General features: G+C 47.1%; 19 protein-coding genes, 1 pseudogene and 2 riboswitches. Of the genes and pseudogenes, 18 read left to right on the top strand and 2 right to left on the bottom strand.

Annotated features, from left to right (window positions below; translation table 11 throughout):
• Positions 1–13: 13 nt before the first annotated feature.
• From BI182_RS03075 to BI182_RS03150, 16 genes are all read left to right on the top strand, one after another.
• Complete coding sequence (locus tag BI182_RS03075; protein WP_286805453.1) at positions 14–571, top strand: hypothetical protein; 558 nt, start codon at positions 14–16, stop codon at positions 569–571.
• Between the two features lie 397 nt (positions 572–968).
• Positions 969–2,330, top strand: a complete 1,362-nt coding sequence (locus tag BI182_RS03080; protein ID WP_286805455.1) for a UbiD family decarboxylase — start codon at positions 969–971, stop codon at positions 2,328–2,330.
• Between the two features lie 280 nt (positions 2,331–2,610).
• Entirely contained in the window at positions 2,611–4,686 is a 2,076-nt protein-coding gene (locus BI182_RS03085) for a hydantoinase/oxoprolinase family protein (RefSeq protein ID WP_286805457.1), read from the top strand.
• Complete coding sequence (locus BI182_RS03090) at positions 4,670–6,400, top strand: hydantoinase B/oxoprolinase family protein (RefSeq protein ID WP_286805459.1); 1,731 nt, start codon at positions 4,670–4,672, stop codon at positions 6,398–6,400. Before BI182_RS03085 ends, BI182_RS03090 begins: the two co-directional genes overlap by 17 nt.
• Positions 6,397–6,966: a UbiX family flavin prenyltransferase gene (locus BI182_RS03095; RefSeq protein ID WP_286805461.1), complete on the top strand. Its 570-nt coding sequence runs from the start codon at positions 6,397–6,399 to the stop codon at positions 6,964–6,966. The genes BI182_RS03090 and BI182_RS03095 overlap by 4 nt, the downstream gene beginning before the upstream one ends.
• Positions 6,959–7,303 (top strand): prenylated flavin chaperone LpdD, encoded by a 345-nt coding sequence (lpdD, locus tag BI182_RS03100; protein ID WP_286805462.1) that lies wholly within the window; start codon positions 6,959–6,961, stop codon positions 7,301–7,303. The genes BI182_RS03095 and lpdD overlap by 8 nt, the downstream gene beginning before the upstream one ends.
• Before the next feature lie 242 nt (positions 7,304–7,545).
• Entirely contained in the window at positions 7,546–8,466 is a 921-nt protein-coding gene (locus tag BI182_RS03105) for an AAA family ATPase (protein WP_070369642.1), read from the top strand.
• A gap of 33 nt (positions 8,467–8,499) precedes the next feature.
• Positions 8,500–10,266, top strand: a complete 1,767-nt coding sequence (locus tag BI182_RS03110) for a cobaltochelatase CobT-related protein (protein ID WP_228879010.1) — start codon at positions 8,500–8,502, stop codon at positions 10,264–10,266.
• A gap of 423 nt (positions 10,267–10,689) precedes the next feature.
• The gene (locus BI182_RS03115; protein WP_286805465.1) at positions 10,690–11,592 is read left to right on the top strand and encodes a helix-turn-helix transcriptional regulator; all 903 of its coding nucleotides are present in this window, start codon (positions 10,690–10,692) and stop codon (positions 11,590–11,592) included.
• Between the two features lie 68 nt (positions 11,593–11,660).
• Positions 11,661–12,119: a GyrI-like domain-containing protein gene (locus tag BI182_RS03120; RefSeq protein WP_286805467.1), complete on the top strand. Its 459-nt coding sequence runs from the start codon at positions 11,661–11,663 to the stop codon at positions 12,117–12,119.
• Between the two features lie 14 nt (positions 12,120–12,133).
• Entirely contained in the window at positions 12,134–12,760 is a 627-nt protein-coding gene (locus BI182_RS03125) for a GyrI-like domain-containing protein (protein WP_286805469.1), read from the top strand.
• Between the two features lie 135 nt (positions 12,761–12,895).
• Positions 12,896–13,609 carry a lantibiotic protection ABC transporter ATP-binding protein gene (locus BI182_RS03130; RefSeq protein WP_070369638.1) on the top strand — a complete coding sequence of 238 codons (714 nt, stop codon included), beginning with the start codon at positions 12,896–12,898 and terminating at the stop codon, positions 13,607–13,609.
• A 1-nt stretch (position 13,610) separates the two neighbouring features.
• Positions 13,611–14,336: a lantibiotic immunity ABC transporter MutE/EpiE family permease subunit gene (locus BI182_RS03135; RefSeq protein ID WP_286805472.1), complete on the top strand. Its 726-nt coding sequence runs from the start codon at positions 13,611–13,613 to the stop codon at positions 14,334–14,336.
• A gap of 1 nt (position 14,337) precedes the next feature.
• Positions 14,338–15,090: a lantibiotic immunity ABC transporter MutG family permease subunit gene (locus tag BI182_RS03140; RefSeq protein ID WP_286805474.1), complete on the top strand. Its 753-nt coding sequence runs from the start codon at positions 14,338–14,340 to the stop codon at positions 15,088–15,090.
• Between the two features lie 59 nt (positions 15,091–15,149).
• Positions 15,150–15,827 (top strand): response regulator transcription factor, encoded by a 678-nt coding sequence (locus tag BI182_RS03145; protein ID WP_286805475.1) that lies wholly within the window; start codon positions 15,150–15,152, stop codon positions 15,825–15,827.
• Positions 15,800–17,167, top strand: a complete 1,368-nt coding sequence (locus tag BI182_RS03150; RefSeq protein ID WP_286805477.1) for a sensor histidine kinase — start codon at positions 15,800–15,802, stop codon at positions 17,165–17,167. Before BI182_RS03145 ends, BI182_RS03150 begins: the two co-directional genes overlap by 28 nt.
• Positions 17,168–17,205: 38 nt before the next feature.
• Here the strand turns inward: BI182_RS03150 and BI182_RS17310 are convergent.
• Positions 17,206–17,295: pseudogene (locus BI182_RS17310) on the bottom strand (hypothetical protein); the annotation flags it as partial.
• Between the two features lie 187 nt (positions 17,296–17,482).
• Positions 17,483–21,823: a YDG domain-containing protein gene (locus tag BI182_RS03155; protein ID WP_286805478.1), complete on the bottom strand. Its 4,341-nt coding sequence runs from the start codon at positions 21,821–21,823 to the stop codon at positions 17,483–17,485.
• Positions 21,824–22,127: 304 nt separating this feature from the next.
• Positions 22,128–22,233: riboswitch (glycine riboswitch) on the top strand.
• Between the two features lie 3 nt (positions 22,234–22,236).
• A riboswitch (glycine riboswitch) is annotated at positions 22,237–22,303 on the top strand.
• Positions 22,304–22,370: 67 nt separating this feature from the next.
• On the opposite strand from BI182_RS03155, the gene gcvH reads away from it, so the two are divergent.
• Both gcvH and gcvT read left to right on the top strand, forming a co-directional pair.
• Positions 22,371–22,748: a glycine cleavage system protein GcvH gene (gene gcvH / locus BI182_RS03160; RefSeq protein WP_070369632.1), complete on the top strand. Its 378-nt coding sequence runs from the start codon at positions 22,371–22,373 to the stop codon at positions 22,746–22,748.
• A 20-nt stretch (positions 22,749–22,768) separates the two neighbouring features.
• On the top strand, positions 22,769–25,411 hold the full coding sequence (gene gcvT / locus BI182_RS03165) for a glycine cleavage system aminomethyltransferase GcvT (RefSeq protein WP_286805481.1): 2,643 nt from the start codon (positions 22,769–22,771) through the stop codon (positions 25,409–25,411).
• Positions 25,412–25,413 lie beyond the last annotated feature (2 nt).

Here is a 25,413-nt window from a genome sequence, read left to right on the forward strand (position 1 = left end):
AAAGGAGTATAACATGCAAAACGAACAAGCAATTGGGAAAAAAAGTATTTTTAAAACGGACACCAAATCTTTAATTGGTGCCGTCATCATGGGGATCGTCTTTGTGATCGCCTGCCAGATTACCGGCCAGATCGATAACATGCTGCCCTGGGGGAAAATGGGTATGTTACTGATTAATGGAACGGTTTGGGCATTCTTTACCGGGATTCTGACCCTGCTTTACAGACAGCCCGGCGGACTGATTGCCGCCGAAGTGGAAGCCTTGATTTCAATCATGTATACGCCCCTTTGGCCAACCTTTATCTTTGCCAATGGCATTGCGTCCATCTGGGTATCCTTCGTGGCGGTAAAATGTGACATGACCAAATGGTCGCATCACATTCTGGCTCAGGGTGGCGTTTGTGTTTTAGGAAACGCCATTGTGGGAGTGGGTCTGGTTTTCATTCTTGGTCTGCCGGTAGGTGTTGCGGCGGTATCCAGCCTGATAACCATTGGTGTAACCTGGCCATTGGCAACATTGGCAGAAAAGAAAGTTTATGATGCATTATTAAAATCAGGAATGGTAAAATAATCCATAAAATCAAAATAAGATAAAGAAAAATCAAGTGCTTTGGTATCTGTTTTAGAAAACAGGTGCCAAAGCAATTTGTAGTTTTATAAGTAGCTAATGTGATCATTCAGAAAATTACCAATTTCAAAAGAGCCGAACAATCGTTGCTTTGATGTTGGTTTGCGCAACCAGAATAAATCGCCAGGCGAGTTTATTCTGGTTCACGGGCAGTCGCCAACTACAAGCAAGCTTGTGATTGGCTCGTTGCCTTCGCGAAAACAATTTTGTAACGTGTAGGCGAACAGTCGTTAGACTGTACGCCGTACAGTGTAGAAATTGTTTAGCGCAAATCGGCAGCGAAGCTCACGGCAGTTTCATAAGCGTTAAAGTTTATTTACAATTTAAGGAGAAAGCGAAGATGAGTCAGGATTTACGGGTGTTTTTAGAACAATTGGAAAAGGATGGGGAAATCTGTCATGTGACAGAACCGGTTAAGCGGGAATATGAAATCAGCACCTTGATGATGGAGCTGGAAAAACAACGGAAATATCCGGTAATGTGGTTTGATCAGGTGGAGGGCGGCGATATTCCGGTGGTGACAAACATTCTCGGGACCAAGGGCCGCTTTGCCAAGGCGATGGGCGTTAAAACCGAAGACCTCTCCTTTGAGTTTGCCGAGCGGATCAAAAATCGCTTTGATGACGTTAAGGTGGTTGAAAACCCGCCCTGCAATGCCCATGTGCTGACCGGTGATGCGGTGGATTTAACCAAACTGCCGATTATTACCCACTTTCCCATTGATGCCGGTCCTTACATCACTTCGGGTGTGACCGTTGCCAAAGATCCCGAAACCGGCTGTGAAACGCTGGGTTTTCATCGGCTGCAACTGAAGGGAAAAAATAAACTGGGGATTTCGTTCCACTCCCGTCAGCGGATGTGGGAATTCTTCAGAAAGAGTGAGGAACGGGGTGAGAACATGAAAGCCGCCATCTGTATCGGCGTCCATCCCAATATTGCCCTGGGCTCGCAAGCTTCGGTTCCTTATCATCTGGGAAAATACGGCGCCATCGGCGGATTATTCGGGGAACCGCTGGAAGTATCCCCCTGTGCCACCATGGATCTGAATGTACCCACCTATGCCGAAATTGTGCTGGAAGGTGAAGTCCTCTGCAATGTTCGGGAGCCGGAAGGCCCTTTTGCCGAATACACCAATTACGCCTGCTTCCGCAGCACCGAAAATGTCTTTCAGGTCAATGCCATCCGCTACCGTGAAAAACCGATTTTCCACGATCTGACCCCAGCGATGAGCAGTGAACACATTACGATTGTCTCAATCCAGAGGGAAGGGGATATCACCAAGTTCTTAAAACAGAATCTACCCAACATCAAGGCCGTTCATTCGCCCTTATCTTCCTGTGGGATTTTCCACTGCTATGTGTCGATGAAGAAAACCGCCGAAGGACAGGCGCAACAGGTTATGTTAACCGCCTTGGGCATGGATCATCACATCAAAATGGTGATTGTCGTGGATGAGGATGTCGACGTCTTCAACGAGCAGGAAGTGCTGTGGGCGATGGCCACCCGGTTGCAGGCCGACAGGGGCGTGATGATCTTCCCGAATATGATGGGCGAAACCCTGGATCCCTCTACTGGTGACGATGGCCTGACGGCCAAAATGGGCATCGACGCCACTAAACCGCTTAGCGGTTACTCACCCAAAATCGATATCGATGAAAATGTCATTGAAGACGTCAAACGATTGTTTAAATATGTAAAATAGTTGAGTTGAGAATTTTAATAATCGAACAATAATTGCTTTGATAGTCAGTTTCACAACCAGAAGAAATCGCAATGCGAATTTCTTCTGGTTCGCAGGCTGTCGCCAATTACAAGCAAGCTTGTGATTGGCTCATTGCCTTCACGAAAACAATTTCGTAACGTGTAGGCGAACAGTCGATAGACTGTACGCCGTACAGTGTAGAAATTGTATCGCGTAAACTGGCTAGCAGAGCTTATGGCAGCATTAGAAATGATTAAGTATATAAAAAGAAGGACAAACGATGATAAAAATTGCGATTGATACCGGTGGTACCTTTACCGATTACACGTCGGTGGGCTGTTTAGGGGATCAGCCCGAACAGCGAATTGCCCTGAAAAATCCCACAAATCATGATCATCCCGCTCAGGGCATTCTGGCCGGACTTAAAGAACTGGCGATGGTTTGGGGAACCGATCTGGAAAAACTATTAGCCCAGACTGAAAAAATTTCGTTGGGGACGACTCTGGCCCTCAATGCTCTGCTGGAGAAAAAAGGGGTGAAGACTGCCCTGTTTACGACGGCGGGATTTCGCGATGCCCTGGAAATTCGCCGGGCCCAACTGGCTAATCAGTGGGATCTGGCGATCGAAAACCCGATGGTGCTGGTGCCCCGGCGGCTGCGACTGGGTATTGAACAGCGGATGGACTATCAGGGTCAGATTATCAAACCGCTTAACGAAGCCGCCGTTCGAGCTGCCTGTCAAAAGTGTCGGGAAGCGGAGGTCAAGGCGATTGCCGTTTGCTATTTGTTTTCATTTCTTAATCCGGAACACGAAAAGCGGACTGCTGAAATTATTCGGGAGGAACTGCCTCAAGTCTTTGTATCGCTATCTGCAGAAGTCTCACCCCGAATCCGGGAATATGAGCGCACCACCACCACAGTGATCAATGCCTATTGCACCCCGGTGCTAGCCGATTACCTGAAGAATGTCAAAAAGGAACTGGCGGCCTTTGGTTGGGATCAACCGATTCATATTATGAAAAACAGCGGCGGTCTTAGTGATTCGGGGGCCCTAGAGAATTTTGGGGTCAAAACTCTGTTATCCGGTCCGGCTGGTGGGGCTGTCGGCAATGAGGCTCTGGGGAAGGCCCTGGGTCGTACCCATACCGTATTGGCCGACATGGGTGGAACCAGCTTTGACCTCCATGTCGTTAGTGGCGGGGTCAATCAATTGGTGCCGCAAACTGAACTGGATGGCTATCCGCTGAGCATTCCGATGATCGATATCCGCTCCATCGGCGCTGGCGGCGGCAGTATTGCCCATGTGGAAGCTGGTGGTCGGGTATTGATTGGGCCGGATTCTGCTGGTTCCATTCCCGGCCCGGCCTGTTATAACCAGGGCGGTGAACAACCGACCGTTACTGATGCGTTGCTCGTGCTGGGGCTGATCAACGGCGACAATTTTCTTGGCGGCAAGTTGCCGCTATCCATGGATCAGGCCGTTAAAGCGATTAAAGAAAAGGTGGCCGATCCCTTAAATCTTTCAGTGCAGGATGCCGCCCGGATTATCTACAGCATTACCGCCGAAATGATGGCTGATGCCATGCGGCTGGTGACGACTCAGAAAGGGAATGATCCCCGAATTTACAGCTTAATCAGTGCCGGTGGTGCCTTTGGTTTGTTTGCGGCCCGGATTATGGAATCCTTGCAGATGCCGGAAGCCCTAATTCCGGTACAAGGGCCAGTCTTTTGTTCCTGGGGCATGTTGGGCGCGGCCTGCCGTTACGACATCAACCAGAGCATTTTAATGGAAAAAAGATGTTGGGATGCCAAGCGATTAAACACCATGGTTGCAGCCATGAAAGCCGAAGGGACTGTACAGTTGGAGCGTTTGGGGGTAGAAAAAAGCCGCCAGTGTTTTGATTTGATGCTGGAAATGCGCTATGTCAGTCAGCATCACGAGATATCCGTACCCTGGACGCTGGGTGAATTTAGTCCCGGAAGTATTACGGATGTAGAGCAAGCCTTCTATAAAACCCATGAGGCTATTTATGAATATGCCGAAGACAAGGAATGGGAGATTATTGATTTACACCTGGCCTGTTCAGAACGCGATCAGGAGAATATTTTATTCCCATCTTCAAAAGCTATCAGCAGGGTGACAAATAAAATCGTTGCTGGTGAGGTCTTTAATTGTCAGGGTGAGATTGCCGTTCCCGTTTATCAGGCTGGCGATTTAAAAAAACCGATTAACGGTCCGGCCCTAATTGATTTTGCCTATACGACGTTGATTGTTCCGCACGGTTTTTATTGTATTTGTGAGGATGAGGGCATCTTTGCACTTAGAAAGGAGGCGACCGATGAACCTACGAACTGACGATATCATTAACCGGACGGTGATTATGAACCGGCTCGATAGCATCACCAGCGAAATGGGCATCGCCCTGGAGCGCTCGGCCCATTCCCCGATTTTTGCCGAAGCTTGTGATTTCGCCTGCTGTATCTGTGATGCGGCTGGCGACCTGGTCTCTCAACTCAGCGGCATTCCGATTCTGGCCACGGCGGGATCATTTAGCGTTAAAGCGGTGCTTAAAAAATACGGCGGAGTCATCGAAGACGGTGATGTGTTTATCATCAACGATCCCTATGACGGCGGCAATCATCTGCCGGATATTGGCATTATTACCCCGGTATTTTATCAGGACGAGCTGTTGTTCTTCTGTGTCAGCCGGGCCCATCACGGCGACATCGGCGGCTCCACCGCCGGGAGTTATAATCCCAAGGCAACGGAGATCTTTCAGGAAGGGCTACGGATTCCACCGACCCGACTGATGAAAAACAACGAAATGATTACCGACGTGCTGGAGTTGATCCGCTTGAATACAAGAAATCCGGAGATGCTCACCAGCGACTTTCTGGCTCAGATCGGTTCCAACCGTCTGGCCGCCCGTCGAATCAAAGAGATGTTAGGCACCTATTCGGTGGCTACCGTCAAGAAAGCGGTTAGCGAGTCGTTGCTGCAGACCGAAACCCTGACCCGTCAACGGATTGCAGAAATACCAGACGGCACCTATACAGCGGTGGATTACATTGATGATGACGGGTTTCAAACCGAACCGGTCAAAATCGCCGTGACGGTGTCCATCACTGGGGACCGGATGCTAGTCGATTTTACCGGCACCGATGCCCAGGTCAAAGGTTTTATCAATACATCAGTAGTGACGGCTACCTGTGCTGCCGGGATTGCTGCCTTGTGGTTTCTGGGTAAAGATATACCCCGAAACAGCGGTGCCTTCGACTGCATTGAAGTCAATCTGCCCGAGGGTTCGTTGGTCAATCCTCGGCTTCCGGCACCAATGACGCTGTGTACTCTGACCCCGGCCAGCGAAATCATCGGTGTGATTTTTAAAGCCCTGGATCAAGCACAGTCGGGCCGGGTGTCGGCCGGTTACCATCGTTATCTGGGACCATCCTTTTATGGCGTTGATCCCCGTAACGGTCGTTACTATGTTGGCTTTTCATTTTGTTCGCTGGGCAGCGGCGGAGCGATGGCTGGCCACGACGGAAAACCCTATATGGCAACCTTATCCAACTTCGGCGGGGTCAAGGCTCCCAATATCGAGTCCAACGAGGTTCAGTACCCTCATTTAACCCTGCATCATGAGATGGATAATGATACCGCCGGGGCCGGTGAATACCGGGGAGGCTCCGGGATGAAATACGCCTTTGAGATCACCGCTGAAACCGGTGATGTAGTCAATTTTGGCGATGGCATTAAATTTGCCCCCTACGGACTTCGGGGGGGGCATCCGGGTAGTAAAAACCGTAGCGTTTTTGTACATTCAGGAGAAGAAATCAGTATGGAAAGTAAGGAAGCGCCTCGTCATGCGGTGAAGGGTGATCGGATTTATCTAAACACCAGCAGTGGCGGCGGCTGGGGAGATCCGCACAAGCGAGCGCCGCAGAAAGTTTATGAAGATGTACTGGACGATATTATTTCCAGAGAAACTGCTGAAATAGTTTACGGGGTCATCATTAATGAAACTGGCATTGATTATGAAAAAACAGAAAAACGGAGAAAACACTCATGAAAATTGCGGTAGGCATTACCGGGGCATCCGGGGTTGTTTATGGTATCCGGTTGCTGGAAGCATTAAAAGAGACAAAACACCATGTCTCGCTTATCTTAAGCGAATGGGGAGCCAAAACCATTAGTCTGGAAACCAGCTATACTGAAGATTACGTGCTGTCACTGGCCGATTGTATCTACGACAGCCGGGATATGGCGGCGGCCGTGTCCAGTGGTTCTTATGGCATTGATACCACCGTGATTGCGCCCTGCAGCATGAAGACCCTGGCCGGCATTGCCAATGGCTTTAGCGATAACCTGATCGTTCGGATTGGTGATGTGGCCTTGAAGGAACGCAAACCACTGATACTGATGGTTCGGGAAACCCCGCTGACCCTGATTCACCTGCGCAATATGACCGCAGTAACCGAGGCAGGCGGGATTATTCTGCCGCCAATGCCGGGCTTTTACCACAAACCCCAATCGATTGACGATGTGATTAACCAGAGTGTCGGCAAGGTCTTTGATCTATTAAAGATCCCCCACAATCTGTTTACCCGCTGGGGTCATGAGGACGGCCATGAATAATCGCATCATACTGACCCAGGGCAGCGGAAAAACGGCGCTACAGTATGAGATCATCCCGGTTGGCAAAGACTGGCTGATTTTGCTCACTGGCGGTGACACCCATATCGGCTGCACTGCCATTGGCGATGATGGTCGGTTGAGCAGCTATACCCCTCGGTCACATAAGGACGATGCTCTGGCGATCCCACTGGCTAAAAAAGTTTCTGAAAGTTGCCGCTGTGTGTGTACCGTGGTAGCGGGTTTTCATTTGGACGATATAACCCGGGAACAGATTGCGACGGTTATTGAAAATGCCAACACGGGGATGATTAAGGTACTGGAAGCGATCAAAAAATAATACGAAACAACAAAGAGCGATCCTTCGCGTTTGGGGGTCGCTTTTTTGGCGGAAAACAGAATAACCGATTTTAAAAGAATTACCGGGCTTTGACAGATTATGATAAAAGGCTTAAAAAAGATATAAATTTTTGTTGTTTTGCATTTTTTCTAACCATTCCGCTGGGTTTTGTGTTATATTCAAATCATTCTAAATAAATCGTTGCAGAATGAGTGCAGAGCATTAGCGAAAGGAAAAAAGAAATGAGATTAACACAGGAACTATTAAAACAGGGAATCAGCGAGAAACTGCTCGATGATATAAAGTACTTCAAACATTTTTATAAACTGGAAGATCGCCTTCAGGACCGGGTTCCCAGTACTGAAACCGTTTTTTATGGCAAGGACATCTGGTCGATGTGCATTACCGCCATTTTAGAGGGGGAGAACATCCTGCTCTCCGGCCCCAAGGCCACCGGGAAAAATGTTCTGGCTGACAATATTTGCGAGCTCTTTAACCGGCCCCAGTGGAACACCTCATTCCATGTCAACACCGATAGCTCCAGCCTGATTGGTACCGATACCTTTATTGATAACGAGGTTCGATTGCGTCGGGGATCGGTCTATGAGTGCGCCATTAATGGCGGCTTTGGGGTGTTTGACGAAATCAATATGGCCAAAAATGATGCTCTGGTGGTGCTTCACTCGGCGCTTGATTACCGCAAGGTCATTGATGTGCCGGGTTACGAAAAAATCAAGCTCCACGATGCCACCCGCTTTATCGGCACGATGAACTATGAATATGCTGGCACCAAAGAGCTTAACGAAGCCCTGGTCTCCCGATTTATGACCATTGATATTCCGCAGATTGAAGAAGACACCCTGATGATTATTCTAAAAGAATATTTCCCCGATGCCAATCCAGAAATCCTGCCGCAGTTTGCTGGGATCTTTCTGGATCTTCAGGCAAAATCGAAAAACTCCGAAATTTCAACCAAATCGGTGGATCTCCGGGGGATTATCGGTAGCTTAAAAACCATCCGTCGGGGGCTCAAACCAATGCTGGCCGTGGATATGGGTGTTATCGGCAAAACCTTTGACCAGTTTGAAAAGGAAATTGTCCTGGATGTCATCAAAACCCGGATCCGGGAGAGTTGGGAAGCATCTGATGTCTTTACCCACTAAAACGCCACAATCCAGGGAAGGGAGGAAAGCGCTGTGAAGGATGCCAAATGGATTTACGAAGACTATGAGTTTGACAATCGGGTGGCCAACCTGATGTGGACTATTTCCGGCGATTATGACGAAAACATGGACAGTGGTGAGAAAAGTTTTATTTCCAAAAATGTCGCCCTTTACCATGCTGTCACCGCCGGGGGACGACGCAAATACATTAACTGGCCAGCCGTTAAAAAATACGTCATCAGTCGCCATCGGGCCGGTTTTAATAAGGATATTCTCTTAAGCCTGATTGCCATGGGCAGTGATGTGGTGGTGGAAGAAAAGATTATTGCCGAACGCCCCGGGGTTTATGATATCCGTAAAAACGCCTATGACGATATTCTTTCCAATTATTACAAGCTCCACACCGATGATCTGCTCGAAAAGGTTCGCCACGCCATGATTCTTGAAAAAATCGGCAAAACCCCGATGGTCGATACCGAGACGCGGAGTATTGCCAATGACCTAATGGCATTACAGAAGCGGGAAGATACCATCGAATTGCTTAAAGGCATTGAAGATCTTTATATGAAATATTTCCCGCTGTTTGTCGAGGGTGAGGGCGGTGAAGCTTACGAATCCGGTCACAATAAAAATCATATCCGTGGTGATTTTTCGGACTTTATGCTGGAAGAAATGTTTGAAGATCCCGAAGACCTGGATATTGAAGCCTCGATTGAAGAAATTGCCGAAGCCCTGCTGGGCGAATCCCAGGGCGATATGGCCAGCCTATCCAATGACGCCGACAACCGGATTTTGCGGGTTCAGGAAGAGGACATTGAAAAAATCTATGAAAAGGTGGCCTATTATTACGGCAACTCTTTTTTAGAAATCAGCGAGGTTAAAAAGCTGCAGAACCGGGTTTGTAAAGGGGCTCACGGCAGTTGTCGGATTCACATGACTGATGGCGTAATTCGTAGCGATAGTGATAATGAATTTCAGCAAAAATATGTACAGCGGCATCAGGTTAAAAATACTGATGTGTTTCGGGCCAACTACAAGGTGTTCAAGCGCAATATCAATAAGCTGCGGGAGAGCATGTCCCGGACCCTGGTGCAGGAGGAAATTGTCGACGCCATCCCGTCGGATTCTGGCCAGCTGATCCCCAGCAAACTGTGGCGGATTGGCCGCAGCAGCAACAATAAGGTCTTTGTCAAGAATATCGATAATAACAAGGGCAGCTTTGTGGTGGATATTCTCATCGATTCCAGCGGTTCCCAGCGGCGTAATCAGTCCAAGGTAGCCATTCAGGCCTATATTTTGGCGATGGCCTTAACCCAGTTGGGGCTACCCAACCGGGTGCTGGGTTTTTCAAGTTTCTTGGATTATACGGTGATCAAACGCTTCCGGGATTACGAATCACCGCTTTCAGCCAATGATAATATTTTTGAATATTATTGCTCCGGAAACAATCGCGATGGTTTGGCCATTAAGGCGACCTGTGAAGATTTGATTAAACGCCGGGAGGATAACAAGATCCTGATTGTGCTCAGTGATGGACGGCCCAACGATATCAAGGTTGGTAAGGGCCAGGTCAATGATTTAGCCGAGGCCTACCGGGGCCGGGTGGCCATTGCCGACACCGCCCGGGAAGTTCGTTTTGCCCGGCAGCAGGGGATTATGGTGCTGGGCGTTTTCACCGGCAAGGAGCAGGATCTGATGGCCGAAAAGCTGATCTATGGCAAGGACTTTGCCTACATCAAGGACATCAATCGTTTTGCCGATCTGGTTATAAAATATTTAAAACAGATTATTGTGAATTAAAACGTAACGCAGTTCTTGTGACAGCGTTGAGTTGGAAGACAAGCTCAGTACCGGCCAATTGAATTTCTATTGTGACCCAGGGGTCTGATCCTTTGTGCGAATGAATCCGACAGGCAAGCCAGTCCGCTCATGGCCACACAATCAGAAGTGCTAATTTTCAGCACTTCATTTCGACTTTGGATATAGCTTAAACGCTGTCCCGTGTGGGTAGCGTTTTTTTTGTAGGGTAAAAAAAATGACAACATCAGTATTTTTAGTATACTATAAGTATAATTGAAGTATTGATGGTGTTTTAATATGCGAAATAGAGGGTTCAATGAATGGATAAACTAACCCGAAGAGAATCGGAACCAATATAATAAGATAAAATTGAAAGAAAAACGCCGAACAAAAATATTAACAGTCAATTTGGAGGAAGTGCTCGTGCAGGTCAATCGCTTGTTTGAAATGGTCTATATGCTCATCGAAAAGAAAAAGGTCACAGCCCGGGAATTCGCCGATTACTTTGAAGTATCCATGCGCACTATTTATCGGGACGTGGAGGTTCTGAGTGCGGCCGGGATTCCCATTTATACTGAAAAAGGCAAAAGCGGAGGAATTTGCCTGTTAAGTAATTATGTCATACAAAAATCCGTATTATCGGAAAACGATCAAATCAATGTGCTTTCATCGCTTCAGGGTATGAAGGCGCTCAATGTGCCGGAGGTGGAGCCGGTACTCAGAAAACTGGCAGTCTTGTTTGAAAAAAACAATGCTGACTGGATTGATGTGGATTTTTCGAATTGGGGCAGCGGTTTGGAAGAGCAGGAGAAGTTTAATCACCTGAAAAACGCTATATTAAAACATCAGCGTATTCGGTTTGACTATTACAGTTCCTATGGCGAAGCAACCACACGGACGATTGAGCCCCTCAAGCTGCTCTTTAAAGGACAGGCTTGGTACCTGTACGGATTTTGTCTGAGCAAAGCAGAAAATCGTTTTTTTAAGGTCAGCCGTATCAGAAATCTGGAAGTTCTGGCAGAATACTTTATTCGGGAGACTCCTCCCCAGGTGGACTTTGAACTGTTTAAGAGAAAACCCCAGGAGTTTTTACTGGTTCTTAAAATTGAGGCATCGATGGCTTTTCGGGTCTACGATGAATTTGATCAGCAGGCCATAAAAAAGCAGGCAGATGATAGCTTCATCGTTTCAGTCAGACTGCCGGAGGATGGCTGGATTGAAGGGTATTTATTGTCCTATGGGGATGCGGTTGAGGTGATGGAGCCCTTGTGGTTGCGGGAGCAGATCAGAAAAAAACTGGTCAATAGTTTAAAAAAATATGTTTAATATGACATAAGATGTCATATTAAAGGGTGTATACTGAAGCTATCTTATGAAGGAAAGAGGTATACATTATGGAATATGAATTAGTGCAATTGGACGAAAAAAAAGTGGCGGGACTAAGAATTAGAACCAGTAATACCGATCCCCAGATGGGTGAAAAGATTGGCACAACCTGGCAACAGTTTTATGGTGGTGGAATTGATGCATTGTTAAAAGGTAAAACGAATGAAAAGTGTATCGGGCTTTACACCAATTACGAAAAGGCTGAGTTGGGCGCTTACGATGTTATGGTCGGCTGCGAGGTAGAAAGCGGGGTTTTGCAGCCCGAACAGGTTACGATTGAAACCATTATGCCTGGAAACTATGCAAAATTCATTGTCCATGGGGATGTTCAAAAGGCAGTGGGAGAGTTTTGGATGAAGCTCTGGGAGATGTCCCTTGACCGGAAATTTGGCTGTGATTTTGAGGAATATCAGCCAGGTGAAGACATGGAAAACGCCGAGATACACATCTATATCTCGCTTAATTAAGAGGAGGTTTATTCGTGGAAAAGGTGGAATATAAAAAGCAGTTTAAGGACTTGTACCTTCCCAAGAGGCAGCCGTCAATCATTGACGTGCCAGCAATTCCCTTTGCCCTAATTAAGGGCGAGGGGGATCCCAACGGAGACGAATTTACCGAGGCGGTGGCCGCACTTTACAGTTTTAGTTATGCCGTTAAAATGTCACATAAGGGCAAGGCGGTTCCCGAAGGGTATTATGATTATGCGGTTTTCCCCCTTGAAGGAGTCTGGGATCTGGTGGATAAGACCAAAGACAGCACCGACAAGAGCAATTATGCTTATACCATTATGATTCGCCAGCCAGATTTCTTAACGGCTGATTTGGCCAAGCGCTTTCTTGATGAGGTGAAAAAGAAAAAGCCCAATCCCTGGCTTGAGGGTCTTCAGGTTGAAGCGCTAAATGAAGGACTTTGTTGTCAGATGCTGCATCTGGGCAGCTATGATGATGAGCCGGCCAGCTTTGAACGGATGGAAACTTTTTGCAAAGACCATGGCTATTTGCGGATTGATAAAACCCATCGGGAAATCTATTTGTCAGATCCCCGCCGGACAAGCGTGGATAAACGTAAGACCGTACTGCGGTTTAAGGTTAAAAGGAACGGGGAATGACTGAGCAGTTTTGACATGCTTCTTCTTTCTGCGCCCTCTACATTCAGGTAGTGATTATTTTTGAGTGAGTTTCTAATCCTTATAAATTCCTTATAGTCTCCTGATATAGTTGCTTTATCGAAAGGAGATACAACTATGTCAAATATGATTCTAACAACTGAAGCGCTCACAAAAACATATCAGGGACAAAACGCTGTGGATAGACTTTCGCTTTCTATCCCGGAAAATACTGTATACGGATTGCTGGGGCCTAACGGGGCGGGAAAATCCACTGCCTTGAAAATGATAACCGGTATTGCAAAGCCGTCAAAAGGAGAAATACGATACAAAGGGAGGCCGTGGCAACGAAAAAATTTGTCTGAAATCGGCGCATTGATAGAAAGTGCCCCGCTGTATGGAAACCTCACAGCCTACGAAAATCTGCTGGTGAGAACCACAGCGTTAGGCTTACCGAAAACCCGAATTGACGAGGTGCTACATATCGTAGATTTAACAGGCACAGGAAAAAAGAAAGCTCGGCAATTTTCGATGGGTATGAAACAGCGCTTGGGTATTGCCGGAGCTTTGCTGAACCACCCCAAGCTGCTTATTTTGGACGAACCAACCAATGGACTTGACCCGATGGGTATTCAATCACTACGTGAATTGATACGCTCATTCCCTGCACAAGGAATCACCGTTATTCTGTCAAGTCATATTCTCTCTGAGGTTGAGAACACAGTGGATAAAATCGGCATCATTGCCAATGGGCGGTTAGGCTATCAGGGAGAACTTCCCAATGATACCGCTTCACTAGAAGCCCTGTTTATGGATGTTGTTCGCATGAGCAGTAACAGGGAGGCTTACTAGAATGGTAAATATTATAAAATCCGAGCTTATAAAGGGACGCCGCAGTTTTGGCAGAAAAAGCTTAGTGCTTTTCCCATCGCTAGTTGCGCTCATGGCTATTGTATTGATGGGCGGGGCATTGACTCAGATAGGTGCGTATAACTGGTGGTATATGATGTTCCTTCCGGTCACGGTGGCATTGATTTGCATTAATCTGATCGAGCCAGACAAAAGAATGCAGTTTTTCAATGTGGCTACCTTGCCTGCACCGAAGGGCCGTGTGTGGCTTGCAAAGGTTTGGACGGGTTGTTTTTATATTTTCATTGGTAATCTCATCGTTTTTGGTCTGACCACCATTTCCGGTCTTTTCTTTGGTTCTCAGTATCCTATTTGGCGGGGACTGGCTGCCGCAGTTGTCTTAACAATTGCATGGGTATGGCAAATACCTTTGGGAATGTTCTTATCCGCCAAGCTAAATTCGGTGGTGACTTTTTTGGGGATTCTTGGCGTAAATATAATTTGTTCGATTCAAGATATTGCTGGCGGCCGTTTTTGGTTTATTCCATTTGCAATACCTGCCCGCTTAATGGCACCCATACTGGGGATTAATCCCAATGGTGTGTTGATGGCTCCTGACAGCCCGCTCCATGATAGCAGTGTGGTGTTCCCCGGCATACTCATTACTTCCGTTCTGCTTGCAGTATCACTTCTGTTAACAAAGATCTGGTTTAATGGAAGGAGTGAATAGAATGAAAAAGTTTAGCATGCAACTATCTTCTGATGCCATCAGGCTATCCAAAACCCCTTTTTTTATCGTTCACCTTGCTATTCCTGTATTGGGAATTCTAGTCTTTACGGTATACCAAAGCATGACCATTTATCCTCCGGAAAAATTTACAGTAAACTATTATCAGGTGTTAACACTCATCTATCCGCTCTTAGCGGCATGGATTTGCTCAATCCTCACCGAACAAGATGTGGAAGCCGGAGGAGGGTTCCTCCTTTTGAGCGCCCCATCACGGATGAAGAACCTGCTGTCTGAACTGATCTTTTTGATTCTTGGCGGTCTTGTAGCATGTCTGATAGTTACCCTGGGCTACAGTGTTGTGGCGGTAATCAGGATACCGGGTTTTTCAGTTCCTCTTTCTCTCACGCTTTGCATGGCTTTGCTTATTTGGGGCTGTGCTGTTTTTGAATATCTGTTTCACACCTGGCTGGGCTTTCAGTTTGGTCGGAATGTGAGCTTTGCAGTGGCTGCTGCGGAAATTCTTTTTTCTGCGCTTATGCTTACAGGGCTTGGTGAAACCATTTGGTTTTATGTTCCCAGTGCCTGGGGCGTCCGGCTTGTCAGTCTGTTGTCCAGGTATTGGACGCAGGGCGATATGCGCACAGTACCCGCTATGCAGTTAGGCATAGTCGTAGCTGCAATAGTGACTTTGCTGATGCTGGCAGTTCTGTTTGTATGGTTTCACCGTTGGGAAGGGAGAAAAAACGATGAATAAATGGTCGGTTGTCTTCTTATCCCGGATCATTGTATAATTAAGAATACAGGGGGGATACGATGGCACATATTTTAGCTGTTGATGATGAACCAGAAATTCTGGCTTTTATAAAAACGGCACTGGAGCGGGAAGGCCATTTGGTGCAAACAGTGACGGCAACCTGTAAAGTATCGCCGGAAATGGCTCGTCTTGCCGACTTGATTTTACTGGATGTCATGATGCCTGGTGAAGATGGATTTTCCTATTGTAAGCGTATCCGAGACACAATCGATATACCGATTCTTTTTGTTACAGCGCGAACGGCTGAAGATGATTTGGTGCACGGTCTTGGGCTTGGCGCTGATGACTATATTCAAAAGCCGTTTTCGGCTGCGGAGCTACGGGCACGGGTGGCCGCACATTTACGCAGGGAATCCCGCAGTCATCTACACACGTTGCGCCTGGGGGATTTGGTATTGGATGTGTCCGGAAAGCGGGTGTTATATAAAAATATCGCCATTGCGTTTACCAAAAGTGAGTATGCCATCTGCGCCACCTTAATGGAACATGCTGGACAGGTGTTTTCCAAAGGCCAAATATATGAAGTGGTTTTTGGATATGATGGAGAATCAGACGAAAGTGTCATTGTGGAGCATATTAAAAATATCCGTGCAAAGCTAAAACCCTATGGAGCTGAGCCGATAGAAACCGTATGGGGGATTGGATACCGTTGGAAAAGAGAAAAGCAATCGGTTTAAAAGGCTATTTCACTCGCACGCTACTGCTGTTTTTTGTCGGAATAGTTGTTATCTTTGCATTGGCATTCATCATCCTTTTTCTTTGCATGGAAGCTGGCGTTATTGCGCCAGCCAATGCAGGAGAGAGGGAAGCCAGGGTGGAAATAGACCGGCAAAGCGAGAGTGGGATGTTCACAAATGATTTAGAACCCACTCTGTACGATTATATCTATTTTGACAAAGAGGGAAATGTAAGGGCATCTTCCCTGGAGGGAAGTACCCTTTCACAGGAGGTTTCAAGATATACAGCTGAAAACGTAACCTATGGCACAGGTGTGTATGTATTCTATGAGGATGGAAGCCGTTGCCTTTTCACTTGGCGCTATGTGGCTAGCTTTACCAATCCAACATTGCAAAACGTTTTGCCCAATGCGGAACTGATCATGTTGTTTTTGGCAGTTATGGCATCGGTTTTATTTTTCCTGCTTTTTGTTCGTAGCATGGGTCGAAAGCTGGGTAATAAGTTGGCCTTGGTAGAAAATGCCAGCAAACAAATCGCACAGCAAGACCTGGATACACCAATCACCACATCTGTGGGCATAAATGAATTTAACCACGCGCTGCAATCAATGGACGACATGCGGAGCATTCTGAAAGATACGCTTATCAGACAATGGGAATCTGAACAGCAACGCAAACAAGAAATTGCCGCCCTTGCCCATGACATAAAGACACCGTTGACAGTAATCAATGGTAACGCCGAATTACTTTTGGAAGATACTTTGGAAGAGAAACAGGCAGCGCTGGTTAATTCTATATTTAGCGCAGGAATGCGGGTACAGCAGTATGTGGGTGCTTTGCAGCAGGTATCCATTATTGATATGGATAATGAAGTAATGGAGACGATTGATATTGTCCCAATGTTGGGCGAACTTAACACGATTCTTTCTCCACTGGCTAAAGATAAGTCAATTTCGCTAGAGTATGTGTATAGCGAGAATTTACGCCCAATAATGGTTTACCCTTCCATGCTGGCCCGCGCGCTGATCAACATTGTCGAAAATGCGATACGCTTTACTAAAACCGGAGGATATATTACTATTTCTGCATGCCAAAATGAACAGGAAACATTATTTAGCGTTCAGGATCAAGGGCCTGGCTTTTCAAAAACAGCGATACACCATGCAAAGGAAATGTTCTGGCAACAGGATACAAGCCGGACAGGGAGTCGAAATTATGGAATTGGTCTTTCTATTGCCGAAAAAGTGGCACAAAAACATTCAGGACAGTTGTTCTTAGAAAACACCCCACAAGGTGCCTGTGTAAAAATTGTTGTCTCTTCTAAACAGTGTCGGCAATAGTTAATCCAAAACATTGGCCCAGATGGCAAGACACCTTCCTAAAGGGCGCTTTTCTTTTTCGGACGCTGTCTCCAGTACTGGAAGTTATGATAATTAACCTGATTTACTTCACACAATTTTTTCTGCTCTAATCCGCTGCGCTCCTAGGCTTCTATACTCCCAACCCATTTTTTATGATTTATCTCTTTTTCACTGTTTAACATAAAAATCACCTTCAGCGTTATACTGAGGTGATTTTATCAGATTTTATTCTGTTTGGGTATGTGGGATACAATTTTCGCTTACAATTGAATCTCTTGAATCCGATTGCTGGATTTAGTAGGCGAACAGGACGACTGTAGAGCCGTCGTAATAGATTAGCTCACGGGAAAAAGTCGATGGCGGCTTCGGAGCGGTACAAATACTAGTAGCTCCCGAGTTGTCAAAACCACTTTTGTAAAGGTTACCGGCAATGTCCTGATAGATCAGGTATTCCGAAGCACCTTCTTTATAATAGGTGGGGTTGATCGGTGACCCACTGCCTTGAAGAGTTACCATTGAGGAGCTATCAATTGACCATTGCGGATCAGCCCAAAAATAAATCATTCCATCAGAACCGACCGCCAATGGCGTGCCATCTGCATCAAGGCCAAAGACCTGATAAGCACCTGAAGATGTGACTTGGATATTATTAATGGGTGTCCAGTTGGTGATGTTCGCAGCATCAGTTGCAGTATAAATTTTCCCATCGGAGCCAAGGCCGTAGAAGGTGTTGGCTTCATACATAAAAAGCTTCATCCCGTCAGGCGGACTTATAGTTTTAATACTACCAAAATTGCCGTAATTCCAATTACTCCAAGTGCTGCCACTGTAGGAAGCGCCGATGACGGCATTCGTCGGTAGAATTCTGCCAGAAACGTTTTTCGATTCCATAACATAATTTTTTGTAGCTGCATCGTTCAGGGTGGGGGTTAAGCGGATCTCGTACCAACTATCATCCGGTGTGACGGCTGAAGTTGGTGCATTTCCAGAATAGTATTCCCCGCTACAGGCAGCTAGCGACACGGTATCACCTGCAACAATCCCGGAATATGAGTCGGTGGCGGGGCTGATTTTCGCATCGATGACTATGGCTGAAGTCTTGCCATCCCATTTTTTAAGGGTTTCCAGCTGGAGGCTATCGTCGTAAGATAACATCCTTTTGTCGATACTGGCCGTGATTGTTCCAGTATTCGGGGGCGGGGCCAGATAATTGGTGGAATTAACCGTATAGGTTATCGTGACCGGTTTATCGGTGCCGGCATTTTTATCATTAAAGGTGGCAGTCGCGGTGACTTTGGCTGTTTCACCTGAAAGGATGCCGTTAACGTCAGATGTGACATCCTGATCTTGAATATAAACGCCATTGAGTTTTACTGTTTGAGTGCTGTCGTAAGTTTTAGATGCGTAACTCGAAATATTATCAGGCAAGGCCCCGGTATAATTTAGCTGAATCGGATTGATCTTGCCGCTACTGATCAGGGGATCGATCAGGTAATTGCTGGCATCAGGGCCGGAAAGCGAAAAGCTGGTAGTGATAGTACGGTCACCGGCATCGGCGCTATCATACTGGCTTGAAGCTGTCGCGGTGACCTGCTCGGTGCCGACGATCCCCGTCAGGCCAGTGCCGCCCGTGATGGCAGTGAGAGTAGAGCTGGCACTGATGTTACCATCATAGTCTTTCTCGGTTTGCAGCCCCATCGCTTCAGCGGTAACCGATAGTTTCTTCTTGGTAATGCTGCCGCCATTTGTCGTGCCGGTTAAGCTGGATTGGTTATCAGCAAAAACATAATTGCTGGCTGAAGTGCCTTCCAGAGTAATGGTGTACTTGATGTAAAGATTAGCTGCATCTGAGGGCTTACTGGTTTCAGTTTGACAAGCGCTGTCGGTATAGTATTTTGAGTCTACTTTGGATAAAAGTGTTTTGCCTGCTTCAGAGGCAAATAGACCGTTGTTATCGCTGCAGCTGACATTTACATTCAGTTTAGCGGTGCTGGTACCGTCATATTCTTTTGTTTTTTCTGACACGGTTCCGGTATTTAGCGTCAGTGGGGTAATGGCAGCGGTTTTGCTGTGATCATCGGGCAGTGGCTGATAATTCCCGGCAGCATCCCCAGAAAGGGTGTAGCGGATGGTTATTGGCTTAGCGGGGCCAACATCCTTGCCGGTATCATAGGTGGCGGTTGCGGTGACTGTCACCTTGCCAGAATCCGTGTCGGCAATATTGCCGGCTGGGACGGACGTATTATAAATAATACCCGTATTATTGACCTCTGTAAAGACATTGGCGGTGCCGTCGTAGGCTTTGGCCACCGGAGTGGGAGCTGCTATTGTCAATGACCGTGCGGTAATATTAGCCCCACTGATGGTTTCTGTCGCTGGGACCTGATAGCGATTGTTGGCAGAGGTGCTGTCAATTGAATAGCTAATCGTAATAGTTCGGTTGTCGCTGGCGTTTTGATTATCATAAGCAGCGGTGGCCGTGACGATAATAGTGGGGTCGGCTGCCACACCGGTTGCCACGCTGATCACGTTATTGCCAGCTTGAATTTTGCCCTTGCCATTAAACACGTCAGTGCTGCCATCATAGGTTTTGGTTTTATTGATATTCAGGCTGGTGCAAGAGACCGTCAGGGTTCTTTTGGTAATGGTTCCGGTACCCGAGTGGTCGGCCGGGGCGCTGTAATTGCCGGCATCGTTTCCCGACAGGGTGTAGAAACAGGTTACCGGTTTATTGGCTCCTACGTTGTTGTCTAAATAGGTGGCTGTTCGGGTGATCGTGAAATTATCGGCGGTCAGCTGGCCTATGTCTTCGGTAATCACGGTGTCAAGCATCGTTGTTCCGTCATACTCTTTTGAGATCGGTGTTGTCGGGAGGCTCAGGGGTTTTGTCAGAATCTCGCCCTTGATTGTCGTGGTCGCCGGGGGATTGTACTTGCTGGCAGCAGCTCCGGATAGATTGTAGGTGATGGTGATATCCTTATTGCTGCCGACGTTTTTATTGTCATAGGTAGCCGTGGCGGTAACGGTTACGGTATCACCGATCGAAATTCCAGTGATGGCTGCAGTGTCGAGTAGCTGATTGGTTACATCGGTGGCGGTAGTACCATCGTAGGTTTTAGATGGGCTGACAGTTGGGACAGTGGTCACACTCAGACTGATTTTGCTCGGTGGGGTATAACCGCCACCGCCGTTATCACCACCGCTGCCCCCGGGTTGTGGCTGAGGTGTCGGTTCTGGGGTGGGGATTACAGGTGGCACCACCACCTCGGGGTCAACCGTATAATTATCGGGAGCCTTTTCAAAGCTGACATTGTCTGAGGAAATCTCGGCTTTGCTGATCCTACCGCTACCAGTGATATTAGTAGGTGCTGACAAGGCCAGGTTTGTTACGGCGGTGGTACTACCAAGTTCAATGGCGGTATTTTGACCGTCTTCGCCGACATCCAGGGTTTTAATGCTGGTCTGCCCCTGGGTTTTAATCACCGCATTGGGAGCATTGACTGTGACTGAATCGAACTCGCCTTCAAGAATCAGGGTTTCGCCAGCAGCGTTTTCGCTTAGGATAACTGGCACTCCGTCAAGGCCGGTGGTAACAATCCGGACGCCGCCATCCGGAGCCTGCTCAACCAGGATTTTCGAATAATTGCCACCGTTAATGTGAATACTATTTTTGCCACCGCCGCAAACCCGTAACTCACCGGAAACTGTGACATTGTTCAAGGTCACGTTTCCGTCGCCAACGGCTTCATCAATGATCAGATTACCATCAATTGTCAAGTTCTGAAGCGTCACATCACCGGTAGTGATAATTACATCCTGATTGATCGATTCGCTTCCGCTACTTGGTCCATAGCTACCGGCTTTACTGTAAATGGTTGATTGGGTCAGATCTTCAAGCTGGTTCATCGCCTTTTGGATAGTTGCAATGGCGGTGGCGATTTCAGCGGAACTGCTTTGCTCATCAATCTTGTTTTGAGAAACAACAGATTGCAGATTATTCCAGGAAGTTTTGCTAAAGTCGGATTCGTTTAAACTTTCAATTTGTTTTATCAGGGCAGTGTAGGCACTTAAATCGGTGCCAGTCGTGGCATCCTTGAAAATTTCCAGTTTTAATGCTTCAAGGCGAAGCGAGCTGCCAACGGTACCAAGCTGTTCACCATCGAGGAACCATTCTTCCGAAACGGATGGCAAGTCGCCAATATTCTGGACATGACCGCAGTAACGGACATGATAACCGGATACCTGTTTGCCGGTGGTGTCAAGCAGAACAATTTTGATCGCTTCAATGCGCAGTCCCTTGCCACGGGTGCCGGCATAGTCGCCGTTTTTAGCCCAAGTGCTGGGATCATTTTCATCATAGTGCCAGCCGATATTCTGGACATGGACGTTGTAACACAGTTCAATCTCCGAGGACACATCCGCATCAGGTTTTAATTCGAAGCCTTCAATTCGTTTACTCTGACCAACGGTGCCGATCATTTCAGGGCTTTCGACCCAGGTGTGATCGGCTGGATAGTCACCCAAATTTTCGATATGGCCACGGGATAAGACCGGGATGATATCAGTCTCGGCAAAGACTGTTTGAATTGGGATGAAGAGGGCAAATAAGAGTAGGGCAAATAGTGTTTTTTTCATAATTTTTCTCCTTTTTAGTATAGCGTTAAATGTAATAATTTTCATATCGCATAATCAATTTAGCTTCATTAAACCAGTTTATTCTACCAGAAATTAAAGCCCAAGCTAACAACGATTCACGAAGAAAATAGCCGTTTCGCAAAAGTGGGCAGCTATTCGGGTAAAGGATAGGCACAATAAAAATAGACACCGTTTGAAATAATATGGTTTCAGTGGTTGACAATTACCGGGGCAGCAGTGTATACTCACAACAACTTGATAAATAGATCAGGCTGAAGAATACAATTAAACGATGGTATGATGAATGATGGATACGGGAGAGACTGCAGAGTGTGCAGCACCGAAGGAATAAGCTGGTATTAGCCATAATATCAGTGATGATCTCAGGTAAAGAGGACCGCATCCGGACATCTCTCTGGAAAGCGAAAACGCACCGAAGGGGCAACTTTAAAACAGAAATCTCTCAGGTCAATAACAGAGCAGAAGGCATTAGCTTTCTGCTTTTTTTGTTTTTTGGTAAAATTAGAAAAAAATGGAGGATTGAAAAATGAGAATTGTTGAAGGGTTGAAGTATTCAAAGGATCATGAGTGGGTTAAGGTAGAAGGCAATCGGGCCACTATCGGGATTACCGATTACGCCCAACATTCCCTGGGAGATATTGTTTTTGTTGAATTGCCGGAAGTGGGTGATCATATTGATAAGGATCAAACCTTTGGGGTGGTCGAATCGGTTAAGGCGGCTTCCGATATTTATTTGCCGGTGGCCGGAACGGTCGAGAAAATTAACGAAGCGCTGAATGATGAGCCAGAGCTGATTAATACCGATGCCTTTGAAAACTGGTTGATTTGTGTTGAAATGGATGATCCCACAGAAGTTGATGACTTGATGGACGCAACCGAGTACGAAGCGTTTTGTCAGGAATAGAAAGCGTGCGAGATCAGCAAATGGGAGATTTAAAACGCACTGTATTATATGACAATCATGTCAAAGCCGGAGCCACCTTGGTAGATTTTGGGGGCTGGGAGATGCCAATTCAGTATCCCCATGGCATTGTTGATGAGCATCTCCATACCCGGATTAAAGCGGGCATCTTTGATGTTTCACATATGGCCCGCTTCATCATCACCGGAAAAGAGGCCACCGCTTTTTTACAGTATGTCCTGACCAACAATGTTTTTGCGCTGGATCTGCTTCAGGCCCAGTATACGATGATTCCCAATAAAAACGGCGGTGCCATTGATGATGCCTACCTTTACCGCTTTTATGAAGATCGCTACCTGCTGGTAGTGAATGCGGCCAACGCCGACAAAGATTGGCAGCACCTGAATAACGAAATCAAAGCCTTTGATGCCCAAATAACCGATCAATCCGCTGAGCTGGCGATGATTTCACTGCAGGGCCCGGAAGCCAAGAATATTTTGAAAAAATTAACCGGGAGCGAATTTTTGACCGAACCCCTTAAGAATGCGTTGGGAATTCTTAATTATCACGGGGCTCCCCTCCTGGTGGCCCGAACCGGCTACACCGGGGAACCCCTGGGGTTTGAACTGTTTGCCAAAGCCGGGCAGGGCCCGGAAATCTGGGAAGAGCTGCTGGGATTGGGTGCCATGGCCGTCGGTCTGGGGGCCCGGGATACATTAAGACTGGAAGCCGGTCTGCCGCTATATGGACACGAACTGGGACTGGATAACGAGGGTCAGGAGATTCCGATTTTTTCCTGTCCACTGGCTAAATTTGCTGTCAGCTTTGCCGCGGATAAGGGCAATTATCTGGGGCGGGAACCACTTCGGGAACAGTATTGCGGCTTTAAGGCCATCATGGAACGGGATTTTAGCGATTTATCCAAACTGCCCAAAATTGTCAGACCCTTGGCCATTACCGGTAAGGGTGTGGCCCGGGCCGGATGCAAGGTTTTTAAAGATGGCAGGGAAGTCGGCGTGATTACCAGTGCCACCATGGTACCCTATTTAAAAGCCGAAGGCTATGGACTGGATAGTCAGATAACCGATGAAAAAGCGATGCGTGGGATTGGCCTGGCGCTCCTTGATGGTGATGTCGAAATCAATGACCTGGTGGAGGTTGAAATCCGCAATAAACGGGTGGCGGCAGTGATTGTGCCCTACCATTTAAAAAGTGATGCGCCCCCGTATGCCCGCCCGATTCTTTATGGTGTGGAGGTGACAAGACAGTTTGAAAGTGCCGCCGATTATCCCGGTAAAGCCCTCAATCTGCTGAAGAAGAGCTTTGACAACAGCCATCACCGGCAGTATGAAACCATTAACCTGATCCCATCGGAACAAGCCCATTCATCGGCAGTACGGTTGTTATCAGTGATGGATCCGTCGTTTCGTTATGCGGAGCACAAAAAAACCAAATCTTTTTATGATTATGACGTTTTTTATTATCAGGGAACGGCTTTTATCGACGAGATTGAATACCTGCTGATGGAGGAATTCAAGCAGTACTTTAACTGTGCCGAGGTTGAAACCCGGGTAATCAGCGGGCAAATGGCCAATATGGCAGTCTTTAGTGCTTTGATGGATTACAAGAATCGGGTCAACCGCAAGGTTGAGGCCAAGCGGTTGGGCTATATCCTGAACAATCATATCATCCGTGGTGGTCATTTAAGTGCCCAGCCAATGGGCGCCCTGCATGATTATATCGCTGTCGATCCCCGGACGGAAAAAACGGCAGTTGTCAATTTCCCGGTGGAGCCGGATAATCTCTTTAAGATCGATGTCGAAGAAACAAAAAAAGTCATTGCGACGTATCGACCGGAATTAATTATCTTTGGCAAGAGTATGGTTCTGCACAAGGAACCGGTACAGGAAATACGCCAATTTATCGATGATCAGCAACTCAATGCGGTGATTATGTATGACATGGCCCATGTCCTGGGACTGGTCGGTGATTATTTCCAGGATCCCTTTAAAGAAGGGGCTGAGCTGGTAACTGGTTCCACCCATAAAACATTTTTTGGTACCCAGCGTGGGGTCATCGCCGGAAATTATGACAAGGATGATTATAAGTATGGCCTTTGGGAAACCATCGAGACCCGGGCGTTTCCGGGCAGTGTCAGCAACCACCATCTCGGCACAATGTTGGGTCTGTTAATGGCGGCCTACGAAATGAATTATTTCAAAGATGATTATCAGCGCACTGTCATTGAGAATGCCAAATATTTTGCCAAAGCGCTGGCCGAAGCTGGACTTGATGTGGCCGGCGATCCACAGATTTCCTATACCGAGACCCACCAGGTGGTGGTGAAGGTTGGCTATGGCATTGGTCCAGAAGTGGCCAGACGTCTCGAAGAAAGCAATATCATCATTAATTATCAGGCAACACCGGAGGAAGAGGGCTTTACCGCTTCCGGGGCAATCCGCATTGGTGTTGCCGAGATGACCCGCTTTGGCTTTACCAGGGAAGCCTTTAAAGAGACGGCTGAATTGATGGCCGATGTGATTCTGCGTAAAAAAGCGGTGGCGGAAGACGTTAAAAAGCTCCGCAGCCAGTTTACTACAATGAAATACTGCTTTGACGATGAAGCGATAGCAGAACAACTTGAAAAACTGAAAGCCACACTATAAAG

The organism is Acetobacterium sp. MES1 (genome assembly GCF_002237635.1).
Lineage (GTDB): Bacteria > Bacillota > Clostridia > Eubacteriales > Eubacteriaceae > Acetobacterium > Acetobacterium wieringae.

What these genes read in the sequence shown, in the direction of transcription:
- BI182_RS03090 (WP_286805459.1), top strand. Translation starts at nt 4,670, where the DNA reads ATGAACCTACGAACTGACGATATCATTAACCGGACGGTGATTATGAAC.
- BI182_RS03085 (WP_286805457.1), top strand. Translation starts at nt 2,611, where the DNA reads ATGATAAAAATTGCGATTGATACCGGTGGTACCTTTACCGATTACACG.
- BI182_RS03095 (WP_286805461.1), top strand. Translation starts at nt 6,397, where the DNA reads ATGAAAATTGCGGTAGGCATTACCGGGGCATCCGGGGTTGTTTATGGT.
- gcvT (WP_286805481.1), top strand. Translation starts at nt 22,769, where the DNA reads ATGGGAGATTTAAAACGCACTGTATTATATGACAATCATGTCAAAGCC.
- BI182_RS03120 (WP_286805467.1), top strand. Translation starts at nt 11,661, where the DNA reads ATGGAATATGAATTAGTGCAATTGGACGAAAAAAAAGTGGCGGGACTA.
- lpdD (WP_286805462.1), top strand. Translation starts at nt 6,959, where the DNA reads ATGAATAATCGCATCATACTGACCCAGGGCAGCGGAAAAACGGCGCTA.
- BI182_RS03105 (WP_070369642.1), top strand. Translation starts at nt 7,546, where the DNA reads ATGAGATTAACACAGGAACTATTAAAACAGGGAATCAGCGAGAAACTG.
- BI182_RS03140 (WP_286805474.1), top strand. Translation starts at nt 14,338, where the DNA reads ATGAAAAAGTTTAGCATGCAACTATCTTCTGATGCCATCAGGCTATCC.
- BI182_RS03135 (WP_286805472.1), top strand. Translation starts at nt 13,611, where the DNA reads ATGGTAAATATTATAAAATCCGAGCTTATAAAGGGACGCCGCAGTTTT.
- BI182_RS03075 (WP_286805453.1), top strand. Translation starts at nt 14, where the DNA reads ATGCAAAACGAACAAGCAATTGGGAAAAAAAGTATTTTTAAAACGGAC.
- BI182_RS03145 (WP_286805475.1), top strand. Translation starts at nt 15,150, where the DNA reads ATGGCACATATTTTAGCTGTTGATGATGAACCAGAAATTCTGGCTTTT.
- BI182_RS03080 (WP_286805455.1), top strand. Translation starts at nt 969, where the DNA reads ATGAGTCAGGATTTACGGGTGTTTTTAGAACAATTGGAAAAGGATGGG.
- BI182_RS03155 (WP_286805478.1), bottom strand. Translation starts at nt 21,823, where the DNA reads ATGAAAAAAACACTATTTGCCCTACTCTTATTTGCCCTCTTCATCCCA.
- gcvH (WP_070369632.1), top strand. Translation starts at nt 22,371, where the DNA reads ATGAGAATTGTTGAAGGGTTGAAGTATTCAAAGGATCATGAGTGGGTT.
- BI182_RS03130 (WP_070369638.1), top strand. Translation starts at nt 12,896, where the DNA reads ATGTCAAATATGATTCTAACAACTGAAGCGCTCACAAAAACATATCAG.